Genomic DNA, 22934 nt, shown 5'->3' on the forward strand with positions numbered 1-22934 from the left:
AGTGCGGGGCTTTTTTCATATGGCTGGTGTTCAGCCCGGCCGACATAAGATAGCCTCCCTCTCGGGCCCCTCGACGGCCCGGGACACTCCTCCACCCTAGTCATCCGAGGTTCATGATGTTCTTTCAGGTCGTATTTCTCGCCTTGCTGGCGCTGCTGCCCATGGTCAACCCGCCCACCACGGCCACCCTGTTGCTGGGGCTGAGCAAGGGCATGTCGCGCGAGCACGTACGCCGCCAGATCAACCTGGCCGCCATCTATCTGTTCTGCACCCTTTGCGTCAGCTTCTTCATCGGCTCCTCCATCCTGGATCTGTTCGGGATCTCCATTCCCGGCCTGCGCCTGGCCGGCGGCCTCATCATCGCCTTCATCGGCTTTCGCATGCTGTTCCCGGCACCGAGCCAGGCGGCCGGGGTCGACATCAACCAGAGCATCGCCTTCGTGCCGCTCACCATGCCCAGCATGTGCGGGCCGGGCACCATGGCGCTGGTGATCAGCGGCGCCGCCCAGATCGCCGAGCTGCCGGACGAATACAACCGCTTCACCATCTATGCCGCCATGGTCACCGCCTTCGCCCTGATGAGCCTGCTCAGCTGGGGGGTACTCAAGCTGGCGGATCCGGTCTGCAAGATCCTCGGCGCCACCGGCATCGACGCCATGACCCGGATCATGGGCTTCTTGCTGGTTTGCATGGGTATGCAGTTCTGCATCAACGGCATCAAGGAAGTGGCGCAGGATCCGGTGTTCCACGGTGCGCCGGCGGCACAAACGGCACCCGCGTTGCCACACGTATCCGGCGCCCTTGATCAATTGCCGGACCCGCGCCAGCCCTGACTGAAAACGGTGTCATAAAAGCACAGGAATCGTCGCTGATCTTGCGCCTGATCATGTTGTTGACACATAAATGAGTTAGTGTGTTTTTCATACAGATTCGATTCAGAGAGTGCTTGGTAGGTTTATGGATGGACACCCACTCACTTCAGGAGATGTGCAAATGGAAAAGATGCTGACCGAGATTGGAAGCTACAGCCTGTTTCATGAATATCTGAACGTGGTCGGTGCCGCCAGCCCCGCTCTGACCCGGATCAAGAGCCGGTGGGAGTACAAGCAGAGCGATCGTCTGGTTGCCCAGATCAGGGTCGATCAACAAGGCAACGCGCGCTTCTTCATCGACGCCCGCGCCATTTCGGTCAACTGACCGAGCCCCGTATCTGCAGCCCCGGCCCTTGCCGGGGCTTTTTGTTGCCGGTCATCCCGCCCCGCCAACCGCCAATCTGTTTGTTTTTCATACAGCCGACATTCAGTCGCCGACGGCTATCTTGTCGGCGAATCCCCCCCACTTCATGAAGAGCATGCAGATGACCAAGATGCTGACCGAAATTGGCAGCCACAGCCTGTTTCAAGAGTACCTGAACATGATCGGCATTCCCGGCCCGGTACTGGCCAGGATAGAGCAACTCTGGGAACACCGGCGGCAAGAGCAGCTGGTCGCCAGGATCCTGATCGATCCTCAGGGCAAGGCTCGCTACTACATCGACGCCCGCGCCATCTCGGTCAACTGATCCAGTCAGCTCAGCATACAGCCCCGGCCTTTGCCGGGGCTTTTTATTGGCTGACGCTCGCACCTCCCCTCCTCGGTGCAATCAGCACCACCCAGCTCCCCCCATGGATGCCACCGTGTAGGAATTTTAATGACTTAAAAACAAAAATAATTGGAATAATTAATTATGCGACATTGATCTCATCATAGAAATCAAAAATCGATAATCATGCCTGTCATCAAGAGGGATGTTTTACGCCGGGAGTGGCGATGACCTTAAGCAGAGGAAACGATGACCATTGACCTATCAAGCATGATTACCGAGACCCGCAACCCGGCCAGCGTCGAGATCGACCAGTTGCCGACCCTGGAGATGCTGCGCGTCATCAATCAGGAGGATCAGCAGGTCGCACTGGCGGTCAGCCAGTTGCTGCCCGAGATCACCCGGGCGGTCGATGCCATCGCGGCAGCGTTCGGCAAGGGAGGCCGGCTGGTCTACATCGGCGCCGGCACCTCGGGCCGGCTCGGCATCCTGGATGCCAGCGAGTGCCCGCCGACCTACGGCGTCTCTGCCGAGCAGGTGGTCGGCCTGATTGCCGGCGGCCACAAGGCCATCTTGCAGGCGGTCGAGAACGCCGAAGATGACGCCGAACTCGGCGCCCAGGATCTGAAAAACATCCAGTTCTGCGCCAACGACGTACTGGTGGGCATCGCCGCCAGCGGCAGAACCCCCTACGTACTGGGCGCCATGGCCCACGCCAGAGCGGTGGGCGCTACGGTCTGCAGCATCAGCTGCAACCCGGGCAGCCCGCTGGCCCAGGCGGCCGACATCAGCATGGTGGCGGTGGTCGGCCCCGAGATCGTCACCGGCTCCTCCCGCATGAAGGCGGGTACCGCGCAGAAACTGATCCTCAACATGCTCTCCACCGGTGCCATGATCCGCACCGGCAAGGTTTACGGCAACCTGATGGTGGACGTGGAAGCCACCAACGCCAAGCTGGTGGAGCGGCAAAAACACATCGTGATGGAGGCCACCGACTGCGAGCGCGCCGTGGCGGAGCGGGCGCTGGCGCAGGCGGACAACCACTGCAAGACCGCCATCGTGATGATCCTGGCCGGACTCACGGCCGACGAAGCCCGCACCCGTCTGCAAAGCAGCAACGGCTTCATCAGCCAGTGCACCCACTGATCGGCCAACCGCACATTGGCCGGGCCAGGGACGGCAATACCACAACAAGAACGGGGTGCCCAGGCACCCTCATGACACAACAGACTGACTGGGTTCTTTATGGCAAAAATAACTGACACCATGGTTGGCCAGCTCATCCAGGCCATCGGTGGTCGCGACAACATCACCCACTGCGGCCACTGCATGACCCGGCTGCGGCTAAGCCTGGCCGACAGCCTGCATGCCGACCGGGATACCATCAAGCGCATCGCCGGCGTGATGGGGGTCATCGAGAGCGACGACCAGTTCCAGATCGTGCTGGGGCCGGGCAAGGCCCAGACCGCCTGCGAGCTGATGAACGGCATGCTGAGCGCGGGGCTCGGCGCACTGGAGGCGCCAACCGCCCAATCCGCCGATCTGGGCGAGATCGCCGCCGCCAAGAAACAGGCGCTGAAGCAGAAACAGACCAGTGCGGCCCACCGCTTCTTGGCCAAGTTTGCCACCATCTTCACTCCGCTGATCCCCGGCTTCATCGCCGCCGGCCTGCTGCTCGGCTTCGCCACCCTGATCGAGCAGACCCTGCTGCTGGAAGGCCAGCAGGCGGGTGGCATGCTGGCCGAATTCGTCGGCTACATGAAGCTGTTCAGCAAGGGCTTGTTCAGCTTCCTCAGCATCCTCATCGGCTACAACGCCCAGAAGGCGTTCGGCGGCTCCGGGGTCAATGGCGCCATCCTCGCCTCGCTGTTCGTCATGGGCTATGACCCGCAGGCCACCAGCGGCATCTATGCCGGGGTCAGCGACTTCTTCGGCCACCAGATAGATCCGCGCGGCAACATCATCGGGGTGCTGATCGCCTGCATCATCGGCGCCTCGGTGGAGCGCCAGGTACGCCGCTTCATACCCGACAGCCTCGACATGATCCTCACCTCCGGCATCACCTTGCTGATCATGGGGGCCGTCACCTTCGTCCTGATCATGCCCCTCGGCGTGCAGCTCTACAACGGCATGTCCTGGCTCTTCATCCACCTCAACGGCAATCCGTTCGGCACCGCCATCCTGGCTGGCCTGTTCCTCATCTCGGTGATGTTCGGCATCCACCAGGGATTCGTGCCCGTCTACTTCGCGCTGATGGATGCCCAGGGCTTTAACTCCCTGTTCCCCATCCTGGCGCTGGCAGGGGCCGGCCAGGTCGGCGCCGCCCTGGCGCTCTACAGCCGCGCCGGCAAGGACTCCCTGCTGCGCACCCAGGTCAAGGGCACCATCATTCCCGGCATCCTGGGGGTCGGCGAGCCGCTCATCTACGGCGTCACCCTGCCGCGGGTCAAACCCTTCATCACCGCCTGCTGCGGCGGCGCTCTCGGCGGCTTCCTGGTCGGCCTCATCTCCTGGCTGGGCCTGCCGGTCGGTCTCAATACCGTGTTCGGCCCCTCCGGCATCGTCGCGCTGCCGCTGATGACCTCGGCCCAGGGGATCTTCCCCGGCATGCTGGTCTACGCCGCCGGCCTCGCCGTCGCCTACCTCGGCGGCTACCTCATCACCCTGATGTTCGGCTGCAAGAACGTCGATCTGAGTTAATCCCCCCTCCGGATTTATCGCCAAGGTCTGGCCCCGAGCAATCGGGGCCACGGCCAAACTCACCCCGGCTCTGGCACAGAGCCCACACAGGAAAGACAACAATGAAACAGTCCATGCTTGCCCTGGCCATTCCTGCCCTGCTTGCCGTCGGTACGGCGCAGGCCGCCGTCATCTATCAGGCCGATGACGGCTCCAACGTCGATCTCTACGGTCGCCTCGGCTTCAACATCTCGGACAAGAAGAGCGGCAACGATCAGGGCGACTTCGACGGCCGCATCGGCTTCACCGCTCGCCAGACCGTCAACGAGCAGGTGGCCGTGATCGGCATGGCCCAGTACCAGGTCAATGCCGCCGAATACGCCAACAACGTGCAGAAGAACAGCAGCGATCTCACCGCTCGTTACGTCTGGGCCGGGCTCGATGGCGGCCAGTGGGGCAAGCTGACCGGTGGTCGGGTCTCCTCCGGGCTCATCATGTTCACCGACATCGGCGACGTGTTTGCCGCCTCCGATGTCTCCATGGCGCGCCAGGCCAGCAAGGTGGACTCTACCGCGGTACAGGTGTTCCGTCAGGACGGCACCCTGCAATACCAGAACACCCTCGGCAATCTGGACTTGTCGCTGGCCTACATCCTCGGCAACGGCACCTCGGATCTCGACTATGGCTACAACGGCGCCCTGCGCTACACCTTCGATCTCGGTGCGGCGGGCAAGCTGGCGCCGGTCATCGCCTACCAGCAGAGCAAGGCGGCCCAGACCGGGGCCAGCAAGGTCGACCCCAACGCCGACGAGTACCGCTTCAGCGGCATCGGCACCCGCTACACCCTGGGCCCGCTGATGCTGGGCGCCCTCTATGCCAAGGATCAGGTGAGCTATCGCAACGGTCAGGCGGACAGCGAAGACAAGGTGTGGGAGCTGACCGCGGTCTACGACATCAACCAGAAGTGGGCCGCCCGCGCCGGCTACCGCCACCTCGACAACGACGGGGGAGACGGCATGAGCCTGCGCGACACCACCCTGGAGCTGCAGTACAAGCTCACTCCGCGCTCCTCCCTCTACAGCGCCTACGTGTTCCGGGGCGGTGAAGACGGGCTGGCCGGCGGCACGGTCACCAGTTTTGGCGGCAGCAGCAACAGCGAGGATTTCTACCACCTCGGCCTGCGCTACGAGTTCTGATCTCCTGCCGGCCAGTCGGCCGGCTTTTTGCCTTCTGCTGGAGCACCCCATGATCCGCCTCCCACTGCTCACCACCCTGCTGCTGTTGCTGGCCTTGCCGACCCAGGCCGCCCGGCTGGAGCTGGCAGACAACCTCACCCTGCTGGCCTCATCCCGGGGCAAGGCCTCCCCCTTCGAGCGAGCCCTCACGCTACCCGCCGGCGAGACCCGGCTGCTGGTGCGCTTCGACAGCCCACTCGATCCCGGATCCACCAACGAGAGCCAGGGTCGCGTCCGCTCCGCCCCGCTGCTGCTGACCCTGACCCTGCCGGCCAGCGGCACCCTGCGGCTGGTCACCCCGCCACTGCCCACCCCGCAGGCCATTCGCCGCTTTGCGGCCAGCCCGGCTCTGCAGCTGGCGACCGCTGACGGCACCCGCCCCTTGCTGGCCACTGCCCTGCCGCGCAGCCAGGACAGCCTGCTGACCGACTATCAGGCGCTGCTGGCCCGTTACGACGGGTCGGCCAGCGCAGCCACCGCCCTGCCCGCCGTCACGCCCGTGCTGCCCGAAGTCACCCCGGGCGCCGTGCCCGTCGACCTCGAACTGCAACGGCGCTACCTCGCCGCCGACGAGGCCCAGCGCAAGGCCTTCCTGCGCTGGGCCCTCGCCCTCTGAGCCGGCACTGGCCCATAAAAAAACCACCCGCAGGCGGGTGGCTTTTCTTTCTCGGCAGGTCTCGGCGTCTGTTGCAGCCGGGCCCGCGTCACTCCTTGTTGAGTCGGTCGATGGCACCCCGGGTGCCGTCGATCAGCGCCCAGGCCTCGTCACGGCGCTGCACCAGGCCGAGGAACAGGATATCGGTGATGGTGTTCTGGGCGGTACGCGACGAGATGGAGGAGATGCGCAGCTCGTTCTCGTCGGCCACCGTGTCCAGCACCATGTCGGCCATCTGCCGCAGAGGGGTGTTGCGAAACGAGGTGACCGCGATCAGGGTGGCGCCGTTGCGCTTGGCCAGCTCGGCCGCCGCCAGCACATCCCGGCTGGCGCCGGAATAGGAGACCACCAGCTGCACGTCCCCCGGTCCCAGGGTCTGAGCGATGGAGATCTGCACGTGGCTGTCCTGGGCGAACAGGGTGGTAACCCCGATCTTGAGCAGCTTGTACCAGAGATCCTTGGCGGTCAGCGCCGAGCCGCCGATCCCCACCAGCTGGACCCGGCCAGCCTGGTTGATGACGTCCAGTACCCGCGCCAAAGTGGCGTTGTCGAGGGCCTGGGTGGTCTCCACGATGGAGTTGATCTTCTCCTGGGCCAGCTTCTTGGCCATGGTCTCCAGATCGTCGTCACGGCCGATGCCGTTGTAGAGATCCCCTACGTTGTCGGTCTTGATGGCGTGCTTGCGCCCCAGATCCTCGCTGACCGCCAGCTTGAAGGCGGTGAAGCCCTTGAACCCGATCTTCTGGGTGAACTTCACTATGCTCGACTGGCTGACATCAGCCTGCTGGGCCAGCTCCTGGGAGGAGAAGTGGGTCACCTGCTCCGGGCACGCCAGGATGTAATCGGCGATCTTGAGCTCGCTGGGGGAGAGCTGACTGCGGATATTGGAAATTTTCGACAGGGTAAGCATGGGTTCTCTCTGCTGCTTGTTCTGCGGCGCCCTTACTGGGTGCCGCCCACGGTGAGCTGATCCAGCTTGAGGGTGGGCTGGCCGACACCGACCGGCACGCTCTGCCCCTCCTTGCCGCAGACCCCGACCCCGCGATCCAGCGCGAGATCCTTGCCCACCATGGAAACCTGGCTCATCGCCTCGGGGCCGTTGCCGATCAGGGTCGCCCCCTTGATGGGCGCGGTGATCTTGCCATCCTCGATGAGGTAGGCCTCGGAGGCGGAGAAGACGAACTTGCCGGAGGTGATGTCCACCTGCCCGCCGCCGAAGTTGGGGGCGTAGATCCCCTTCTTCACCGAGGCGATGATCTCGGCCGGATCATACTGACCCGCCAGCATGTAGGTGTTGGTCATGCGCGGCATCGGCAGGGCGGCGTAGGATTCGCGGCGGCCGTTGCCGGTGAGCGGCACACCCATCAGACGGGCGTTCTGCTTGTCCTGCAGGTAACCCTTGAGGATGCCGTTCTCGATCAGCACGTTGTAGCCGCCCGGCGTTCCCTCGTCGTCGATGGAGACGGAGCCGCGTCGACCCGGCAGGGTGCCATCATCGACGATGGTGCAGTGCTTGGAAGCCACCTGCTCGCCGATGCGGCCGGCAAAGGCAGACGAACCCTTGCGGTTGAAATCCCCCTCCAGACCGTGGCCCACCGCCTCGTGCAGCAGTACGCCGGGCCAGCCGGCACCGAGCACCACCGGCATGGTGCCGGCCGGCGCGTCGATGGCGTCGAGGTTGACCAGTGCCTGGCGCACCGCCTCGCGCACATAGCCAAACGCCCGGCTCTCCAGTCCGTCCAGCTCGAGGAAATAGTCGTAGCCGAAGCGGCCACCACCACCGGCACTGCCGCGCTCGCGACGTTCGCCCTTTTCGGCGATGACGGTCACCGAGAGGCGCACCAACGGACGCACGTCGGCGGCCAGGGTGCCGTCGGTGGCGGCTACCAGCACCTCTTCATAGACGCCGCTGATGGAGGCCATCACCTGATTGATGGCGGGATCCAGACTTCTGGCGAACTTGTCCATCTGCTCCAGCAGGGCGATCTTCTGCTGCTTGTCGAGGGTCTGCAGCGGATCCAGCGCCGGGTAGAGCAGGTTGGCTTCGGTGCGAGCCCACGCCTTCACCTTGCCCTGCGCACCGGCAGCCGCGATGCCACGGGCGGCGGTCACCGACTGTTGCAGCGCCAGCAGGCTCAGCTCGTCCGAATAAGCGAAGCCGGTCTTCTCGCCGCTGACGGCGCGCACCCCCACCCCCTGATCGATGTTGTAGCTGCCATCCTTGACGATGCCGTCCTCCAGCATCCAGGACTCGTGCCAGCTGCGCTGGAAATAGAGGTCGCCGAACTCCACCTGATGGCTCATCAGGCTGCCGAGCAGCTGCTGCAGCCGCCCTTCGTCGAGGTCGTGGGGGGCCAACAGGGAGGCACTAACCTGGCTCAATAGACTCAATCTTTCTCTCCACTCTCGATGCGAGATGTCGTAACGGTTAAATCCCAGACCGTGGGTTCGCTTGGCGAAACGTCAACGGACGTCCAACCCACCATCGGGTTTGCAAGCGTCCGACTCCCCCGCCACAGGGCGAATCGAACCTGCACATGTTCATAGCAGACGGGCATGGCCCAGCACCGGCATGGTGCGTTGCAGTTCGTCGATAAGACCGGGGTCCAGCGGCGCCAGCACGGTGCCGCGCCCGCTGTCCAGGCTGGCCAGCACTCGCCCCCAGGGGTCGATCACCATGCTGTGGCCCCAGGTCTGGCGCCCCGTCTCGTGGGTGCCGCCCTGATTGGCGGCCACCAGGTAACACTGGTTCTCGATGGCGCGGGCCCGCAGCAGCGGCTCCCAGTGCGCCTCGCCGGTCACGGCGGTAAAGGCGGCAGGCACCAGCAGCACGCGGGCGCCGGCGCGGGCCAGCCGGCGGTACAACTCGGGAAAGCGCAGATCATAACAGATCGAGAGGCCGAGGGGACCAAACGGGGAGTCCACCAGCACAGGCTCCTCGCCGGGGCTGAAGGTTTCCGACTCCCGGTAGCGGCCGTGGTTGTCCGCCACGTCCACATCGAACAGGTGGATCTTGTGGTAGTGGCCCTTGCGCTCGCCGCTGGGGTCGAACACCAGGGTACTGGTGTGGATATGGTCGGAACCGGCGATGGTGGTCGGCATGGCCCCCGCCACCAGCCAGATGCCGTAATCACGGGCCCATTCGGCCAGTTGCTGCTGGATCGGGCCCTCACCGATGGTCTCGGCACTGTCCAGATAACCCTGCCGCTCGCCAAACAGGGCGAAATTCTCCGGCAGTAGCACCAGCAATGGCCGCTCACTCGGCAGCAGGGCCAGCTCGGCGGCGATCTGCTCCCGGTTATCCTGCCAGTTGCGGCCCGATACCAGCTGTATTGCGGCTAACCACATGAGACGCTCCTTGTCGTTGTTGCCACCGTCAGATGCTGACCGCATCGCCGGCCTGCAGGGTGTAATCCAGCACTATGATACGTTCCAGCACTGGGCGGAAGATGGCCTTGAGGGCATCGTGATCCGGGTGGGGCAGATAGCGCTGGCGGGCCGCCTCGTCGGCAAAGGTCATCAACACGCTGTGGGTGAAGCCCTCGGCCCGCCCCTCCGGGCTGTCATCCCGCCCCCACTCCACCGCCAGCACGCCGCTGACCTGATGGGGGATGGCGAGAAAGGCGGCGCGCACCGCGTCTATCTGTTCGGGCTGGGTGCCCGGCTTGAAGGCGATCAGCAGGATATGTCGGATCATGGCTCACTCCTTGTGATGGTGCCGGGCCGCTCGTTCAGCGCTGGGCGGGCCCCGCGTGTTTGGGGGTCAGCAGGAAGGGGGTCACCTCCTGCGTCGGCAGATTGGGGGCCACCGCGTCGACCGCCTCCTTCTGCTGCTGGTTGAGCTTGATGCGGGCCCGATCCCGCCCCGCCTCGATCAGCTTGGGATCGTCGAGCGGGCCGGAGACCCGAAAATCGATGCGGGTGACCACGTCCACCACCGGCTCCAGCAGTTTGGAGAGCGCCAGCACGTAGAGCCCGGTGATCGGGGTCAGCGAGAAGGCCGCCACCACCGGCAGGGTGCCGCCCAGGTTGGGGGAGAAGCTCAGCTCGTAGTCGAGCCGCCAGCGCACCAGATCGGCGATGCCCTCGCCACGCAGGTTGCCGGCCGCCCCCTTCATGTAGAAGTCGCGGTTGTCCACCACCCCCTGCTTGATCTTGGCGGAGGCCGACATGGACTCGAAGTAGAAGCCCTTGTCGAACACGTCGCGAAAATCGAGGCGCAGCTTGCGCAGCAATGAATCCAGGCTGAGCAGGGAGAGCAGTCGCGCCCCCTTGTCGTTGACCTCGCGCAGGGTGCCACCTTCCAGCTGGTAGTCTGCAGTGCCGCTCAGGGTCGCCACGTTCGGCCGGTAGGGTACGTCGCGCCAGCTCAGATCCAGCGCCATCTTGCCGGGCGCATCGCCGATGGGCGAGGTGTAGCCGAGCCGCTTGAGCAGCAGCTCGCTGTTGTTGCTGCTGATGTGGGCGCGGGCGCGGGTCTGCATGCCGTCCGCTCCGGCCAGCCACTCGGCACTGCCGTTCAGCTGGCTGCCCGCCAGCCGCATCTCCAGCCCCTTGAGGCTCAGCTTGTCGGCCCCCGGGATCAGCTCTCCCTTCACCTCGCCCAGCGGCAATTCGCCGAAGCGGCAGTCCACGCAGCTGAAGGTGAGCCAGGGAATGGCATCCATGATGGCTCTGTCCTGTCTGGCATCGGGATCCGGGCTCAGATCCGAACTCTTGCCGGACCAGTGGATGCGGGCAAATTTGGCGTCGATGGGCTGACGCTCGGACACCGGCAGGCGCACCACCCCCATCACGTCCGGGCTGTCGATCATCACCTCGGTGGCCTGATTGACCGGCCCCACGGTGAAGTGCACCGCCTTGAGGTTGGCGCTGCCGATGTCGGCGCGGGCCAGGCGGCCGTCCACCCACCACTCCTGCGGCAAGAAAGAGGGCCCCACCACCGCATTGCCGCTCGGCGCCGTGCTGGCCGGTAGCCACTGCTTGAGACGGGCCAGCCAGCCGGCCACGTCAGCCTGCTGCTGGTTGATGGCGAGCAGCATGGGCCGGTCGCGCAGCACCCGGGCACCGGGCTGCCCCACATCCACCCGCACCCGGCTGAGGTAGGGCACGCCGTCGCCGTACACCAGCCGGCTCTGCATATCCACGTCGGCCCCGAGCACGGCGCGGATGTCGGCACTGCCGTCGCGACCACGGGCGGTCACCTTGAGCGGCAGCCGGCTGCCGGCCGCCTTGGCGAGCGGCGCGGGCAGATCCAGTCCCATGCCCTGCAGGTTGGAGTCGAGCGCTAGCTGAAAGCTGAACGGCTGATCGCTTGGCAGGGTCAGCCCCAGGCTGCCGGCCCAGTTGCCGCGCCCTTTGAGTATGTCCAGTGCCGGGATGTCCTGCCGCTGGCGGCGGCTGTCCCACTGCCCCTTGAACTTGAGATCGACCTGATAGCGATTGGGCTGCTGGCGGCCCTGATAGTCGAGGGTGAGCGGCTGGTTCCACAGGCTCGCCTTGAGGTTGCTGAAGCGGGTCTGCTCGTTGTCATACTCGAGCCGCCCCTGCACCTGCTCCAGCGGCAGATCCAGGCTGGTCACCCGTACCTTGTTGTTGCTGAACAGGGCGTCGCCGCTGGCCTTGACCTCGCTCTCGCCATCCAGCGGAATATCCAGCTTCACCGACCCCTTCATGGGGCCGCGGATCTCCACCTCCCGCAGCGCCTGGCCGACCGAGCCGCCGAGCGGCGAGTCCTGCAGGTAGTCGCTGATGGCCTTGCCCTCGCCCTCAACCTTGGCATCGACGTAGAGGTGAGCACCCGGATAGAGGTCCGGGATCCAGGCGTGCACCGAGTCGGAGCTGGCCTTGCCGAGCTGGGTGGCGCGGCTGTTCATGTCGAGGCTGGCGTTCTGGAACAACAGATCGATCTGCAGGTCGGTAAGCGGTTGCCAACCTGGGAAGAATTCGTAGGAGGCCTGCTGCAGCGGCACCGCCACCTGGAAGATGCCCTCGCCCTTGCGGTAGGGGAAGTCGCGGAATTCGCCGTACCAGAGCAGGTCAGCCCCCTTGGCCTTGCCCCCCTTGATGGCCCCGCTCAGGTAATCCACCAGGCTCTTGTCCATCACCTGCAGCGGATAGTAACGATCGGCGTTGGCCGCGTTCTTGACGTCGATGCGACCGGTCAGGGCGAGGAAGGGGTGCTCGAACAGATCGAGCCGAAAGCGGCTGGCGAGGCTCAAGTCCGGGTTGTCCAGCACCAGATCCTGGCCATAGAGCACCCAGCCTTGCGGTACCTGCCACCAGTCGAGCCGCGCCGAGAAGCGATCGATGGGGATCGGCTCCTTGAAATGGCGGGCCGGGTCTATGGCATCGTTTGCCAGTTGCAGCCGGGCGCTGCCGCCGGTCGGGGTGAGCCAGAACTCGCCGTTGAGGTCGCGCACGCCCGGCACGTCGTGCCAGGCGTTGACCCGGATGTGGGACAGCTGGCCGCTGACGGAGAGCCCCTGCCAGCCGGCATCCGCCTGCAGGATCAGATCCTGGATCTTGCCGGTCGGGCGGGTGCGCTTGAGGGTCTCGGTCAGCTCGGGATAGATCCCCGACACCAGTTGGCTCAGGTTGGCGATCTGGTCCAGATCGATGGCCGGTACATAACCCTGGATGCGATCGCCGACCCGCTCGAGCTGCAACCGGCTGTGCAGCCAGGGCTTGCCGTCGAGCTTGAAGGTGACGTCATGGCTGGCAAACTGCCACTCCTTGCCGTCCCGGCGCAGCTGGATCTTGCCCCCCTGCAGCCCGAGCCGGTGCAGGTCACCCTGTTTTTCATCCTGCCAGATCAGATAGTTGTCGCCAAACGCCAGCAGCGAATCCCCCAGCTGACCGGCCTTGAACTCGCTCCAGAGCTGAAAGTCGAGCTGGCCGCTCACCTTGGGCTCCCCTGAGTGGGTGCGGGCCAGCATGGGGCTGATGTCGAGCTGGCGGGCCCCCAGATAGAGCTGGCCCTTGAGCCGATCGAGCCGCACCTGGGGGGCATCCACGTCGACGATGAGATCGAGGGTACTCTCGCCCACCCCATTGATGAGATAGGCCTTGCCGACCCCCTGATGGCGCTTGCCGCGGTTCTGCCAGCGCAGCTGGGCGATGTCGAGGGCGCGCACCTCCCCCAGCGCCGTGGTGAGGCTGAGGCGGGTGTCGTGAATATCGAAGGTGGATAGCTGGGTCAGCAGAAAGCGCAGCAGGGCCTGCTGCTGGTCGCTGCCGTTGCCGGTTTCCGGCTCCGCAGGCTGGCCCAGATCCAGCGCGATGTCGCCATCGCTCAGGATCAGCTGGCCAAATACCGGCTTGAGTTCGTTGAGGGAGCGCCAGAAGTCGAGGTGGGCCCACACCTTGCCAAGACGCAGGGCGAAGCGGCCCGAGTTCGGCGCGATCACCAGTTGCTGCAGCTCGAGGGCCGGGCCGCGCTGGGTCCAGTCCAGCCCGATGCGATCGACGCTGGCCTCCAGCTTGCTGTCGGCCAGCAGGGTATTGAGCAGCGCCTGACGGTGCTGATTGAGCAAGGGACCGCCAAAGCGCACCAGGCTGACCAGGATGGCCAGCAGCACGAAGAAGACCCCGAGGGCCAACCAGCCCCGACTCAGCCAGCGATAGACCAATTACATCATCACCACGTCGAATTGCTCCTGCCCGCAGAGGGGCTCGCTGACCACCCTGACCTGCTTGCCGATGAACACTTCCAGTTCGGCCAGGCTGTGGGACTCCTCGCCCCGCAGGTAGTCGGCCACCGCCGGGGCGGCGTAGACGGTGAACTGATCCGCGTCGTAGGCCCGGTTGACCCGGATGATCTCCCGCAGGATCTCGAAGCAGACCGACTCCACCGTCTTGACCCGACCGCGCCCCTTGCACTCGGGACACTCGGAGCAGAGCACGTGCTCCAGGCTCTCGCGGGTGCGCTTGCGGGTCATCTCCACCAGGCCGAGCTGGGAGAAGCCGTTGACGTTGGTCTTGGCACGATCCTTTGACAGCGCCTGCTCCAGGCTGTGCAGCACCCGCCGGCGGTGATCCTCGGACTGCATGTCGATGAAGTCGATGATGATGATGCCGCCGAGGTTGCGCAGGCGCAGGTGGCGGGCGATGGCCGCCGTCGCCTCGACGTTGGTGTTGAAGATGGTCTCTTCCAGGTTGCGATGGCCGACGAAGGCCCCGGTGTTGATGTCCACCGTGGTCATGGCTTCGGTCTGGTCGATGATGAGGTAGCCGCCGGATTTGAGCTCCACCTTGCGCTCCAGTGCGCGCTGAATCTCGTTCTCCACGTCGTAGAGATCGAAGATGGGCGACTCGCCGGAGTAGTACTCCAGCTTGTTCGCCAGCTCAGGCACATACTCCTCGGTGAAGCGCTTGAGCTGATCGAAGCTCTGGCGCGAATCGACCCGGATCTTGTCGAGCTCGGCCCCGACGAAGTCGCGCACCACCCGAAAGGCCAGGCTGGGATCCTCGTAGAGGATCTTGCAGGGGGGGTACTTCTGCTTGCGCTCCAGGATCTTGCGCCACAGGCGCTTCAAGAAAGCGGCATCCTGCTCCAGCTCCTGCTCGCCCACCCCTTCGGCGGCGGTGCGGATGATGTAGCCACCCAGCTCGTCCACATAGCCGGCTACGGTGCGCTTGAGGCGCTCGCGCTCCGCCTCGGACTCGATGCGCTGGGAGACGCCGACGTGGGCACTGCCAGGCATGAACACCAGATAGCGGGACGGCAGGGTGATGTCGGTGGTGAGGCGGGCGCCCTTGGTGCCCAGCGGATCTTTCACCACCTGCACCATGATGTCCTGCCCCTGGCGCACCAGCTCGGCGATATTGCCGGCCTGGAACTGCTCCTTCTCCTTCACCGCCACGCACTCGGTGTGCGGCACTATGTCAGAGGCGTGCAGGAAGGCCGCCTTGTCCATGCCGATATCGACGAAAGCCGCCTGCATGCCGGGCAGCACCCGGCTGATCTTGCCTTTGTAGATGTTGCCCACGATGCCGCGCTTGGCCTGACGCTCCACGTGCACTTCCTGCAGCAGACCGTTTTCGACCAGGGCAACCCGGGTTTCGGAGGGGGTGACGTTTACCAGCAGTTCTACCGACATAAGTTACCTTGCCTTTCTAGTTTTAAATTCTGGCAGCCAAACCGGCACGTGCCCGGTGAGTAACGCAGTAAGAAACAGCCGGTGCATCTCACCGACCTATGCCTTGCCTGTGATGGCTTCAAATTCTGATCGCCTTGCTGCGAGCGGTTCGCGGAACCGGCCCTGCGCAACAAGGCAGCGGTTGGATTACCGGGACTGTTCCAGATGATGCTTGATCAGCAGATCGGTTTCCAGCAGGGGCAGGCCGACCACGGCGCTGTAGCTCCCCTCGATGCGGCTAACGAACTTGCCGGCAATGCCTTGAATCGCATAGGCACCGGCCTTGTCACAGGGCTCACCGGTACGCCAGTAAGCCTCAATCTCGGCCTCGTCCAGCTTGCGAAACGCCACGTTGGTGGTGACCAGCCGCACGTCGCAGCGCTCCGGGGTGGCCAGCGCCACCGCCGTCATCACCTGATGCACCTTGCCGGAGAGCGCCTCCAGCATGTCCTTGGCGTCGAGCAGGTCGGACGGCTTCTCCAGCACCCGGTCACCCAGCACCACTATGGTGTCGGCGCCCAGCACCGGCAGCGCCGTGGGCGCGGCGGCCACGCCGGCCATAGCCTTGTCGCGGGCCAGCCGGCAGACATAGTCCTGGGGCTTCTCGCCCTCTTCCCGCTGTTCCGGCACATCCAGCTTGAGTACCTCGAAGCGGTAGCCCAGCTGGGTCAGCAGTTCGTGACGGCGGGGCGAGCCCGAGGCGAGATAGAGTTGCAGTTCGTTGTGCTTGTTCATAATCACTTCGCGAGCCAGGGTACGGTTACAATGAGTTGTTTTTACTCATATTCACTTGATATTGAAGCGCCGGCGCACCTTGCGCAAGACCAGGAAAACCCAGGGCCATATTAGCATCGTGCTCAGGGTCGACCAAAAGTAGGCGAAATTGAGGCTGGCGCGGCTGAACAGGTGCTCGGCCCAGAAGATGGTCACCTTGCCCACCAGCGAGAGGCAGCCGATGATCAGCGCCTGTTGCCAGAGGGAGAAGTTGCGGATCTTCTGGAACTGGAACGCCGCCAGATAGGTGGTGATGGCCATCGCCATGGCCCGCACGCCGAGGGTGCTGCCGAGCAGCACGTCCAGCAGCAGGCCCGCCACCCAGGCGGTGCCGACGTTGGTCCGGTGTGGCAGCGCCAGCGCCCAGTAGATGAGCACCATGGCGAGCCAGTCCGGCCGGAAGGGTTCGAGTTGGAAAGGAAGCGGCAGGATCGACAGACTAAGGGCCAGCAGGATCGAGATCCAGATCCAGATCCTGCCGCTGGCGGGTTGCAACATCAGCGCGTCGCTCCCGCAGCCGAAGGCGCCGCAGCCGGGGCTGCCGCAGGGGTCGGCGCCTCTTCATCGTCATGCACTTCCGGTTTCTTGTCGGTCCACAGCAGCAGCAGATAGCGCAAGCGGTCCAGCGCCACCAGCGGCTTGGCCTCGACCTGGGCGAAGGGCTTGCCCTCCACATAGTCGGAGCGGGTCACGGTCGCCACCGGATAACCTTCCGGGAAGCGGCCGCCGAGGCCCGAGGTGACCAGCAGATCGCCGACCTGCACGTCGGTGTTGCGCGGCAGGTTGCGCAGCTCCAGCTTGTCGAGCTCGCCGCTGCCGGAGGCAATGGCGCGCAAGTCGTTGCGTAGCACCCGCACCGGGATGCCGTGGCTGGAGTCGGTGATCAGCAGGACGCGGCTGGTGGTGGACCCCACGTGCAGCACCTGACCGATCACCCCCTGATCGTTGATCACCGGCTGGCCGTTGTAGACACCGTCCAGCGCCCCCTTGTTGATCAGCACCTGATGGCTGAAGGGGTCGGAATCCACCGACAGCAGTTCGGCCACCATCTTGCGGGACTCCTTGTGCACCGGCGAACCCAGCAGCTCGCGCAGGCGCTGGTTCTCGTGCTCCAGATGATCCATCTTGAGCAGGCGTGAGCGCAGGGTGAACAGCTGTTGTTCCTGCTGCTTGGTCTGCTCGATGAGGCCGGCCCGGGTCTGCACCTGGGTCGACATGGTATCGAGCATAATACCCGGCGCATTGGCCATGTATTGCAGCGGACTGACAAGCGAACTGAGGTAGACGCGGACGTGGCTGAACACACCGAAGCGGGAGTCCGCTACGATGGCAGCAATGGAGATGATGACGGCGAGAAACAACCGTAACTGAAGCGAAGGGCCTCTACCAAAAATGGGTTTCATGGGTCGTCAAAAAAGAGCCGGCACGCTGGCCGGCTTTGGGTCTTATTCGTAGTGGAACAGATCGCCACCGTGCATATCGATCAGCTCCAGTGCCTTGCCGCCACCACGGGCCACGCAAGTCAGCGGATCTTCGGCAACCACCACCGGGATACCGGTCTCTTCCATCAGCAGACGGTCGATATCTTTCAGCAGGGCACCACCACCGGTCAGCACCATGCCGCGCTCGGAGATGTCGGAGGCCAGCTCGGGCGGAGACTGCTCCAGCGCCACCATCACGGCGGAGACGATACCGGACAGCGGCTCTTGCAGCGCTTCCAGGATCTCGTTGGAGTTGAGGGTGAAGCTGCGCGGCACACCTTCAGCCAGGTTGCGACCACGCACTTCGATCTCGCGCACCTCTTCGCCCGGGTAGGCGGAGCCGATCTCGTGCTTGATGCGCTCGGCAGTAGCTTCACCGATCAGGCTGCCGTAGTTGCGACGCACGTAGCTGATGATGGCTTCATCGAACTTGTCGCCGCCGATACGGACGGACTGGGAGTAAACCACACCGTTCAGGGAGATGATGGCCACTTCGGTGGTCCCACCACCGATATCAACCACCATGGAACCGGTCGCTTCGGAGACCGGCAGGCCGGCACCGATGGCGGCAGCCATAGGCTCGTCGATCAGGTAGACCTCGCGGGCACCGGCACCCAGAGCGGATTCCTTGATGGCGCGACGCTCAACCTGAGTGGAGCCACACGGTACACACACCAGCACACGCGGGCTGGGGCGGAAATAGTTGTTGTCGTGAACCTGCTTGATGAAGTGCTGCAGCATCTTCTCGGTCACGTAGAAATCGGCGATCACGCCGTCTTTCATCGGGCGAATGGCGGAGATGTTACCAGGGGTACGACCCAGCATCTGCTTGGCGGCATGGCCGACGGCAGCGACCGATTTGGCGTTCCCGCGCTCTTGGCGAATGGCGACAACTGAGGGTTCGTTAAGGACGATCCCTTGATCTTTTACATAGATCAGGGTGTTGGCAGTTCCCAAGTCGATCGACAGATCGTTGGAAAAGACGCCTCTGAGCTTTTTGAACATGGCTACGGGAAATCCTAAGAATTTGGAGGTGCAGAAAACCGGCTAACTTTACCAATGCCCACCCCAATCGGCAAGCGCTCAAACTGTCGCCAACCCATCGGGCGCGACAAAAATGCGAGTCATCACTCACCCGCACAAGCCGACAAACGCTAATAAACAAGGGGATAGGGGGGCGAAGTTGACTGATCCGCCCCAACTCCCCGCTCAGTGCATCACTTCGCGCCGATAAATAATTCTGTCATTACCCCGGCTGGAGCCGAAAATCGCCATGCCATCCAGACTGTCAGGGTCCGAAAGCCAGAGCGGTCGCCGTCCAGATTGTAGTTCTGACTCAGGTTGCTTGCTCAGATCGATCCGGAAAGGAATGCGCACTGTCCTGCCTGGAGCAGCAAACTGCAAGGTGATAACACCATCCTTCGCTCTCTCCACCATGGCGCCGGGGGCGACCGGACCAAAACCGAGCCTGATCCGGGTGTTGCCATCCAGCACCAGATCGCCACTTCCCTCATCGAAATACTGGCTGCCATCGGTGAACTCCATGCCCCCATCTTGCAAGGAGAGCCGGGTACATTGATCTGTTCCCATGGCATGCCAGGTGTCCGCCTCGTGATACTGCAGTTGCAGCGGCACCGCCAGCCAGGCCGTAGCGATCCCTTGACGTGTGCCTGCCTGCACCCGGCCGAAGTACGCCACCATGGGCACCTCATCGATGAGCCTGGCATTGCAGCTGACGCCACTGCATGACCCAGGCTGCCCGTCATTGAAGTCTGGATTGGCGATCAGGGTCTGCTCACCATCGTTGTCCTGCATATAGAGGCCAAACAACAGGGCGCGGTAGGGACCGTCCGGCTGATCATCGGAACGGCGAGCAAACTCGGTTGGCCCGTTGAAGTCGGCCTCCCCTTCCACCCAGGGCAGCGGCCCCAGACTGCGCAGCCGGGCAGAAAGCGACTCCCCGTCTCTGTTGTTGGCCGTCGTCAGATAGGCATTCCCCTTGGCGAAGTCCTCTCGATAGTTTCGGGCTGTCTCGCCAAACTGATTACGGGCCTGGATGTGCAACTCCGTCAGGAAGGGCTGCCCCATATAGGAAAACTCATCGCAGGCGGGGACTATGTTGCCACTCACCAGGTTGAAGTCCACCGGAATAAAACGTCCCACAGGTACGCTGACAGCGGGAGGTATGGTGTAGTTGAAATAACCTGCTTCCGGTGGAGTCGCCGTCATCCGGAACACCCCGACCTCGTTGACCGATTGGCCGACGGAGTTGAGGTTGTTGCTGCCTTTCGCGTTGGAGTGGTCATAACTAGCCGTGCCGACAACTGCCTCGACACCGGGTTTGGGTGCCACCAGCTCGCTGCCCAGCGCAATATTGGCCAGCACGAAGTTGGGGGTTGCCAGATTGCCGCCGCACAAGTCTTTGTCATCGTCCGCTTGCCAGGCCACCCCTTTGATATTCAGCTGGAACGCCTCACCGGTCTTCTTGAACACCGGACAACTGGCATCCCCTGCCGCACAGGCCCCTTGGGCAGGCGTGATGCAAAGCCCGACCGGACTGCTGACGAATCGATCCGACCCCGTCATCACCAGACCCGCGCTGTCGCCGCTGCCATCATGGCGGGCATTGAGCCGCATCTGGCCCGCATCCGGGTAATTCACGGTAAAAGTGGTCTCACCATTGGTATCGAAGCTCAGGTTGCTGGTGGTGGCCGCCCCTTGCGAGGTGGCGATTACACTGCCATTGACGGTCACCTTGCTGCCGAAGGCGTTGCTCGCCGGGCTGACATAGTCGCTCCAGAAGCTGACGGGTTTGCTTACGCTGGCAAAACTCGGCACGCACTGCTGGCTGGCGTCGTCTTTCTTGACCGCTTTCATCACCACCTGTTGTGGCCTGTTGGCCAGGGTATCCAGCACATCGAACACGAAGCCGCTGTCGGCAAAGCTCAAGGTACAGGCGGCGGCGCTCAGGGCGCCGCTGCCGGCGCGGCACAGGGTGGTGCTCAGGGGTTTGGTGGAAGGCGTCGAGCCACTCACCCCCACCGTCATGGCGCTCGCCAGATTGTTGCGAAGCTGCAATTTGGTGGTGCCGCCGCTGAAGGTCACGGTAGCGGTGTTGCCGCTGTAGCTCACCTGGCTGCCGGCTACCCAACCGTTGCTGCCACTCTTGAGGGGGGTCAGGACGGCGCTTACCGGGCCCGTGACCAGTGTGCTGCAACTGGCGTTGGCACAGGCGCGGATGGTGAGGGTCTCCGGGTTGCAGGTCAGGGCATTGCCGCTGTGATCGAACTCGAAGTGATCGATCTGAGTGCCCACCGGGCTGGAGTTGAGGGCACAGATCTGGACGTTGTCGATCTGGTGGGCATTGGTGAGATCCCCGGTGGACCCCGTCAGCGACAGCAGGAGGTTCTCCGGGATCGCCACCTGGCCGCTCTGGGCGGCGGCATTGAAGCTGTCGATCAGGGTGCTGTAGCCACTGCCGGTGTTGCGCTCCACCTTGACCAGGGACTGGCCGCTGATGCGCGAATCTATGGTCAGGCGATAGCGATGGGGGCGATTGCTGTCCGAGCCACTGTCCACGGTCGGCGAGAGGCAGTTGCCCGTGGTGTTGCTGCTGCCATCGTTGCAAGTGCCTTTGAGGTAGTTGTAGCCGTTGGTGCCGGAGCCCGAGCCGCGCACCGCCACGGACTGCTGGCGCCGCCCCTTGTTGATCGTTCCCCCTTCGCCGGAGAAGTTGCCGTACTCGTCGATCCCCACCCCGAGCCAGCCGCCGGCAAAGCCGTTGACCCCGGTCTTGAAGCCATAGCCGAGGGGCCCACCGAAGGCGCCGGGCTGGGGGGTCACCCTGGCGTCGGAGAGCACCACCGCCATGCCGTCCGCCCCGTTGCCGCTGTGGGCATACTGGTCGAATTCGATGGTTACCAGGTTGTTGGCGGCGGGGAAGAGCCGCTGATAGGTGGCCGAGGTGGATTGTTTGGTGCTGGCCTGGGTCATCCCCAGACGACCATTGACGATGGCGGGGGTAAAGTTGCCACTGCTGCGGGCCACCACCCAGTTGTTGCTGAGGGAGCTAGCGGAGAAGTCGTCGCTGAAGCAGGCGAGCGGTACGGGAGGGGCCTTGTCATTGATCGCTGTGGAGCCAGTCATGAACAGGGATCGGCTGGTTGTTCTGCCGTTGATGATGCTGGAGCCATTCATGTTCAGAGTCTTATCCGAATACACCAATCCATTGATAAGACTACTCCCATTCAAATTGATATCTGCATAACCAAACAACAACACTGACCCCAGGTTGTCCGGATTGAGACGTCCATCGTTCAAAGCGGCTTGCTCATTTACAAAAATGCGCACGGCGCCCTGTGTTTCGATCACCCCTCCCTGGTTGATAGTCAAGCTGCCAATCCAGTAGTCCCCGGCGGGCAGAATGACCTTGGCCCCTCCCCCTATGGCAAGGCTTTCAATCCGATATTCATTGCGGGCAGAGGAGAATGTCAGGGTACAAGCGCTGTAGAGACTGATCGCACCGAACTGATATTGGCTGGCGCTACCCATGGTCAACTGTTGTCCCGCGTTACAGTACCCTAGGCTACCATCGCCGCCGGAACTGCTCAGGAAGCTGTTAGCGCCCGACGTAGACATCCCTCGGATGGAGCTGCCGCTGATGGAGCAAAGCCGGCGAGAACCATTGGCGTTGTCACAACCATCCAATGGCATGCCGGAACCCTGATTCGAGTCGCAGAAATTCAATGCAGCACCTGCTGTGCCCGTTATTTTCGCCTGGTTGTTCTGGGTCAGCTTGGCAGCATCCTGACCAGTACAGACCGCGTTGTTATTACCGCGGTGACCCTGAACCACAGCCGGGAAATAGGTGTCAGTGTCGACAGTTTCAAACCCATGAGCCATGCCAGAGAGCATTGTTAAGACCAGCAACCAAAGTCTCATGGATTCACTCCGTCAAAGGCTTCCGCCACCAAGGTGCGGCTGACGGCAAAGTCCGGGTTGGCGCCGCTCTGACTCGGGCTGCCACAACGCCCTTCGCTGCGGAATCTGTAGCCTGTCTGGGTCCCGCCGGCCGCACTCACCGCCACCTTGTTGCAGGTGATGCTGGCCTGACACTCGGCAAGTCCGGGCTCGGTGAAGTCGAGCTCGATGGGCGCGCACCGGCTGGCTTGCCCCTGCCATTCCCCATTGGGATAGAGCCGGTACAGTGCAACTTCGAGCCCGCTTTGAGCCGCCATCAGGGCACGCACGCCGCGCACCTCCACCGTGTGCTTATCGCCGCTGTCCACTAGGAAGCGACCCATGGCAGCCGCCAGCAGGGCCATGATGACGATGACGAAGAGGGCGACCATAATGGCGCTGCCACGCTGGGGCGCCATTGTGCGGGGA

At 63.6% G+C, this 22934-nt stretch carries 19 protein-coding genes; 7 read left to right on the forward strand and 12 right to left on the reverse strand.

Going from position 1 to position 22934, the window contains the following annotated elements:
• Positions 1–116: 116 nt before the first annotated feature.
• The 7 genes from OKB87_RS06575 (at position 117) to OKB87_RS06605 (ending at position 6112) form a co-directional block, all read left to right on the forward strand.
• A complete protein-coding gene (locus OKB87_RS06575; RefSeq protein WP_016349179.1) occupies positions 117–833 on the forward strand; it encodes a MarC family NAAT transporter in 717 nt (238 codons plus the stop codon).
• 160 nt (positions 834–993) lie between these two features.
• Positions 994–1197, forward strand: a complete 204-nt coding sequence (locus OKB87_RS06580) for a hypothetical protein (protein WP_005308127.1) — start codon at positions 994–996, stop codon at positions 1195–1197.
• A gap of 160 nt (positions 1198–1357) precedes the next feature.
• Positions 1358–1561 (forward strand): hypothetical protein, encoded by a 204-nt coding sequence (locus OKB87_RS06585; protein ID WP_039212888.1) that lies wholly within the window; start codon positions 1358–1360, stop codon positions 1559–1561.
• 270 nt (positions 1562–1831) lie between these two features.
• Complete coding sequence (murQ, locus tag OKB87_RS06590; protein ID WP_270826889.1) at positions 1832–2728, forward strand: N-acetylmuramic acid 6-phosphate etherase; 897 nt, start codon at positions 1832–1834, stop codon at positions 2726–2728.
• 99 nt (positions 2729–2827) lie between these two features.
• Complete coding sequence (murP, locus tag OKB87_RS06595) at positions 2828–4282, forward strand: PTS N-acetylmuramic acid transporter subunit IIBC (protein WP_011704386.1); 1455 nt, start codon at positions 2828–2830, stop codon at positions 4280–4282.
• A 101-nt stretch (positions 4283–4383) separates the two neighbouring features.
• Complete coding sequence (locus OKB87_RS06600; protein ID WP_270826891.1) at positions 4384–5457, forward strand: porin; 1074 nt, start codon at positions 4384–4386, stop codon at positions 5455–5457.
• Between the two features lie 49 nt (positions 5458–5506).
• A complete protein-coding gene (locus tag OKB87_RS06605) occupies positions 5507–6112 on the forward strand; it encodes a DUF2057 domain-containing protein (RefSeq protein ID WP_270826893.1) in 606 nt (201 codons plus the stop codon).
• A gap of 88 nt (positions 6113–6200) precedes the next feature.
• Here OKB87_RS06605 and OKB87_RS06610 read toward each other — a convergent pair whose 3' ends face one another.
• The 12 genes from OKB87_RS06610 to OKB87_RS06665 all read right to left on the reverse strand — a co-directional run bounded on the left by OKB87_RS06610 (position 6201) and on the right by OKB87_RS06665 (position 22924).
• On the reverse strand, positions 6201–7061 hold the full coding sequence (locus tag OKB87_RS06610; protein ID WP_011704383.1) for an SIS domain-containing protein: 861 nt from the start codon (positions 7059–7061) through the stop codon (positions 6201–6203).
• 32 nt (positions 7062–7093) lie between these two features.
• Positions 7094–8542: a metalloprotease TldD gene (gene tldD / locus OKB87_RS06615; protein WP_171279989.1), complete on the reverse strand. Its 1449-nt coding sequence runs from the start codon at positions 8540–8542 to the stop codon at positions 7094–7096.
• A 150-nt stretch (positions 8543–8692) separates the two neighbouring features.
• Positions 8693–9499 carry a carbon-nitrogen hydrolase family protein gene (locus tag OKB87_RS06620; protein ID WP_270826894.1) on the reverse strand — a complete coding sequence of 269 codons (807 nt, stop codon included), beginning with the start codon at positions 9497–9499 and terminating at the stop codon, positions 8693–8695.
• Between the two features lie 28 nt (positions 9500–9527).
• Positions 9528–9848 (reverse strand): Dabb family protein, encoded by a 321-nt coding sequence (locus tag OKB87_RS06625; protein WP_019839987.1) that lies wholly within the window; start codon positions 9846–9848, stop codon positions 9528–9530.
• Positions 9849–9882: 34 nt separating this feature from the next.
• Entirely contained in the window at positions 9883–13782 is a 3900-nt protein-coding gene (locus OKB87_RS06630; protein ID WP_270826895.1) for a YhdP family protein, read from the reverse strand.
• Entirely contained in the window at positions 13783–15252 is a 1470-nt protein-coding gene (gene rng, locus OKB87_RS06635; protein WP_011704378.1) for a ribonuclease G, read from the reverse strand. It abuts the gene before it with no gap.
• Positions 15253–15438: 186 nt separating this feature from the next.
• Positions 15439–16026, reverse strand: a complete 588-nt coding sequence (locus OKB87_RS06640; RefSeq protein WP_257703271.1) for a Maf family protein — start codon at positions 16024–16026, stop codon at positions 15439–15441.
• A gap of 51 nt (positions 16027–16077) precedes the next feature.
• Positions 16078–16563: a rod shape-determining protein MreD gene (gene mreD, locus OKB87_RS06645; RefSeq protein WP_005308115.1), complete on the reverse strand. Its 486-nt coding sequence runs from the start codon at positions 16561–16563 to the stop codon at positions 16078–16080.
• Positions 16563–17468: a rod shape-determining protein MreC gene (gene mreC / locus OKB87_RS06650; RefSeq protein WP_011704376.1), complete on the reverse strand. Its 906-nt coding sequence runs from the start codon at positions 17466–17468 to the stop codon at positions 16563–16565. The genes mreD and mreC overlap by 1 nt, the downstream gene beginning before the upstream one ends.
• 42 nt (positions 17469–17510) lie before the next feature.
• Positions 17511–18551 (reverse strand): rod shape-determining protein, encoded by a 1041-nt coding sequence (locus OKB87_RS06655; protein ID WP_005308111.1) that lies wholly within the window; start codon positions 18549–18551, stop codon positions 17511–17513.
• A gap of 204 nt (positions 18552–18755) precedes the next feature.
• Positions 18756–22487: a DUF6701 domain-containing protein gene (locus tag OKB87_RS06660; RefSeq protein ID WP_270826896.1), complete on the reverse strand. Its 3732-nt coding sequence runs from the start codon at positions 22485–22487 to the stop codon at positions 18756–18758.
• A complete protein-coding gene (locus OKB87_RS06665) occupies positions 22484–22924 on the reverse strand; it encodes an MSHA biogenesis protein MshP (RefSeq protein WP_270826897.1) in 441 nt (146 codons plus the stop codon). Before OKB87_RS06665 ends, OKB87_RS06660 begins: the two co-directional genes overlap by 4 nt.
• Between the last annotated feature and the right edge of the window lie 10 nt (positions 22925–22934).

The organism is Aeromonas sp. Y318-1 (assembly GCF_027706125.1).
Classification (GTDB): Bacteria; Pseudomonadota; Gammaproteobacteria; order Enterobacterales; family Aeromonadaceae; genus Aeromonas; species Aeromonas hydrophila.

Excerpts from the sequence above, each read along its gene's own strand:
- OKB87_RS06575 (WP_016349179.1), top strand. The coding sequence starts at position 117 with ATGTTCTTTCAGGTCGTATTTCTCGCCTTGCTGGCGCTGCTGCCCATG.
- OKB87_RS06580 (WP_005308127.1), top strand. The coding sequence starts at position 994 with ATGGAAAAGATGCTGACCGAGATTGGAAGCTACAGCCTGTTTCATGAA.
- OKB87_RS06585 (WP_039212888.1), top strand. The coding sequence starts at position 1,358 with ATGACCAAGATGCTGACCGAAATTGGCAGCCACAGCCTGTTTCAAGAG.
- murQ (WP_270826889.1), top strand. The coding sequence starts at position 1,832 with ATGACCATTGACCTATCAAGCATGATTACCGAGACCCGCAACCCGGCC.
- murP (WP_011704386.1), top strand. The coding sequence starts at position 2,828 with ATGGCAAAAATAACTGACACCATGGTTGGCCAGCTCATCCAGGCCATC.
- OKB87_RS06600 (WP_270826891.1), top strand. The coding sequence starts at position 4,384 with ATGAAACAGTCCATGCTTGCCCTGGCCATTCCTGCCCTGCTTGCCGTC.
- OKB87_RS06605 (WP_270826893.1), top strand. The coding sequence starts at position 5,507 with ATGATCCGCCTCCCACTGCTCACCACCCTGCTGCTGTTGCTGGCCTTG.
- OKB87_RS06610 (WP_011704383.1), bottom strand. The coding sequence starts at position 7,061 with ATGCTTACCCTGTCGAAAATTTCCAATATCCGCAGTCAGCTCTCCCCC.
- OKB87_RS06620 (WP_270826894.1), bottom strand. The coding sequence starts at position 9,499 with ATGTGGTTAGCCGCAATACAGCTGGTATCGGGCCGCAACTGGCAGGAT.
- OKB87_RS06625 (WP_019839987.1), bottom strand. The coding sequence starts at position 9,848 with ATGATCCGACATATCCTGCTGATCGCCTTCAAGCCGGGCACCCAGCCC.
- rng (WP_011704378.1), bottom strand. The coding sequence starts at position 15,252 with ATGTCGGTAGAACTGCTGGTAAACGTCACCCCCTCCGAAACCCGGGTT.
- OKB87_RS06640 (WP_257703271.1), bottom strand. The coding sequence starts at position 16,026 with ATGAACAAGCACAACGAACTGCAACTCTATCTCGCCTCGGGCTCGCCC.
- mreD (WP_005308115.1), bottom strand. The coding sequence starts at position 16,563 with ATGTTGCAACCCGCCAGCGGCAGGATCTGGATCTGGATCTCGATCCTG.
- mreC (WP_011704376.1), bottom strand. The coding sequence starts at position 17,468 with ATGAAACCCATTTTTGGTAGAGGCCCTTCGCTTCAGTTACGGTTGTTT.
- OKB87_RS06655 (WP_005308111.1), bottom strand. The coding sequence starts at position 18,551 with ATGTTCAAAAAGCTCAGAGGCGTCTTTTCCAACGATCTGTCGATCGAC.
- OKB87_RS06660 (WP_270826896.1), bottom strand. The coding sequence starts at position 22,487 with ATGAGACTTTGGTTGCTGGTCTTAACAATGCTCTCTGGCATGGCTCAT.
- OKB87_RS06665 (WP_270826897.1), bottom strand. The coding sequence starts at position 22,924 with ATGGCGCCCCAGCGTGGCAGCGCCATTATGGTCGCCCTCTTCGTCATC.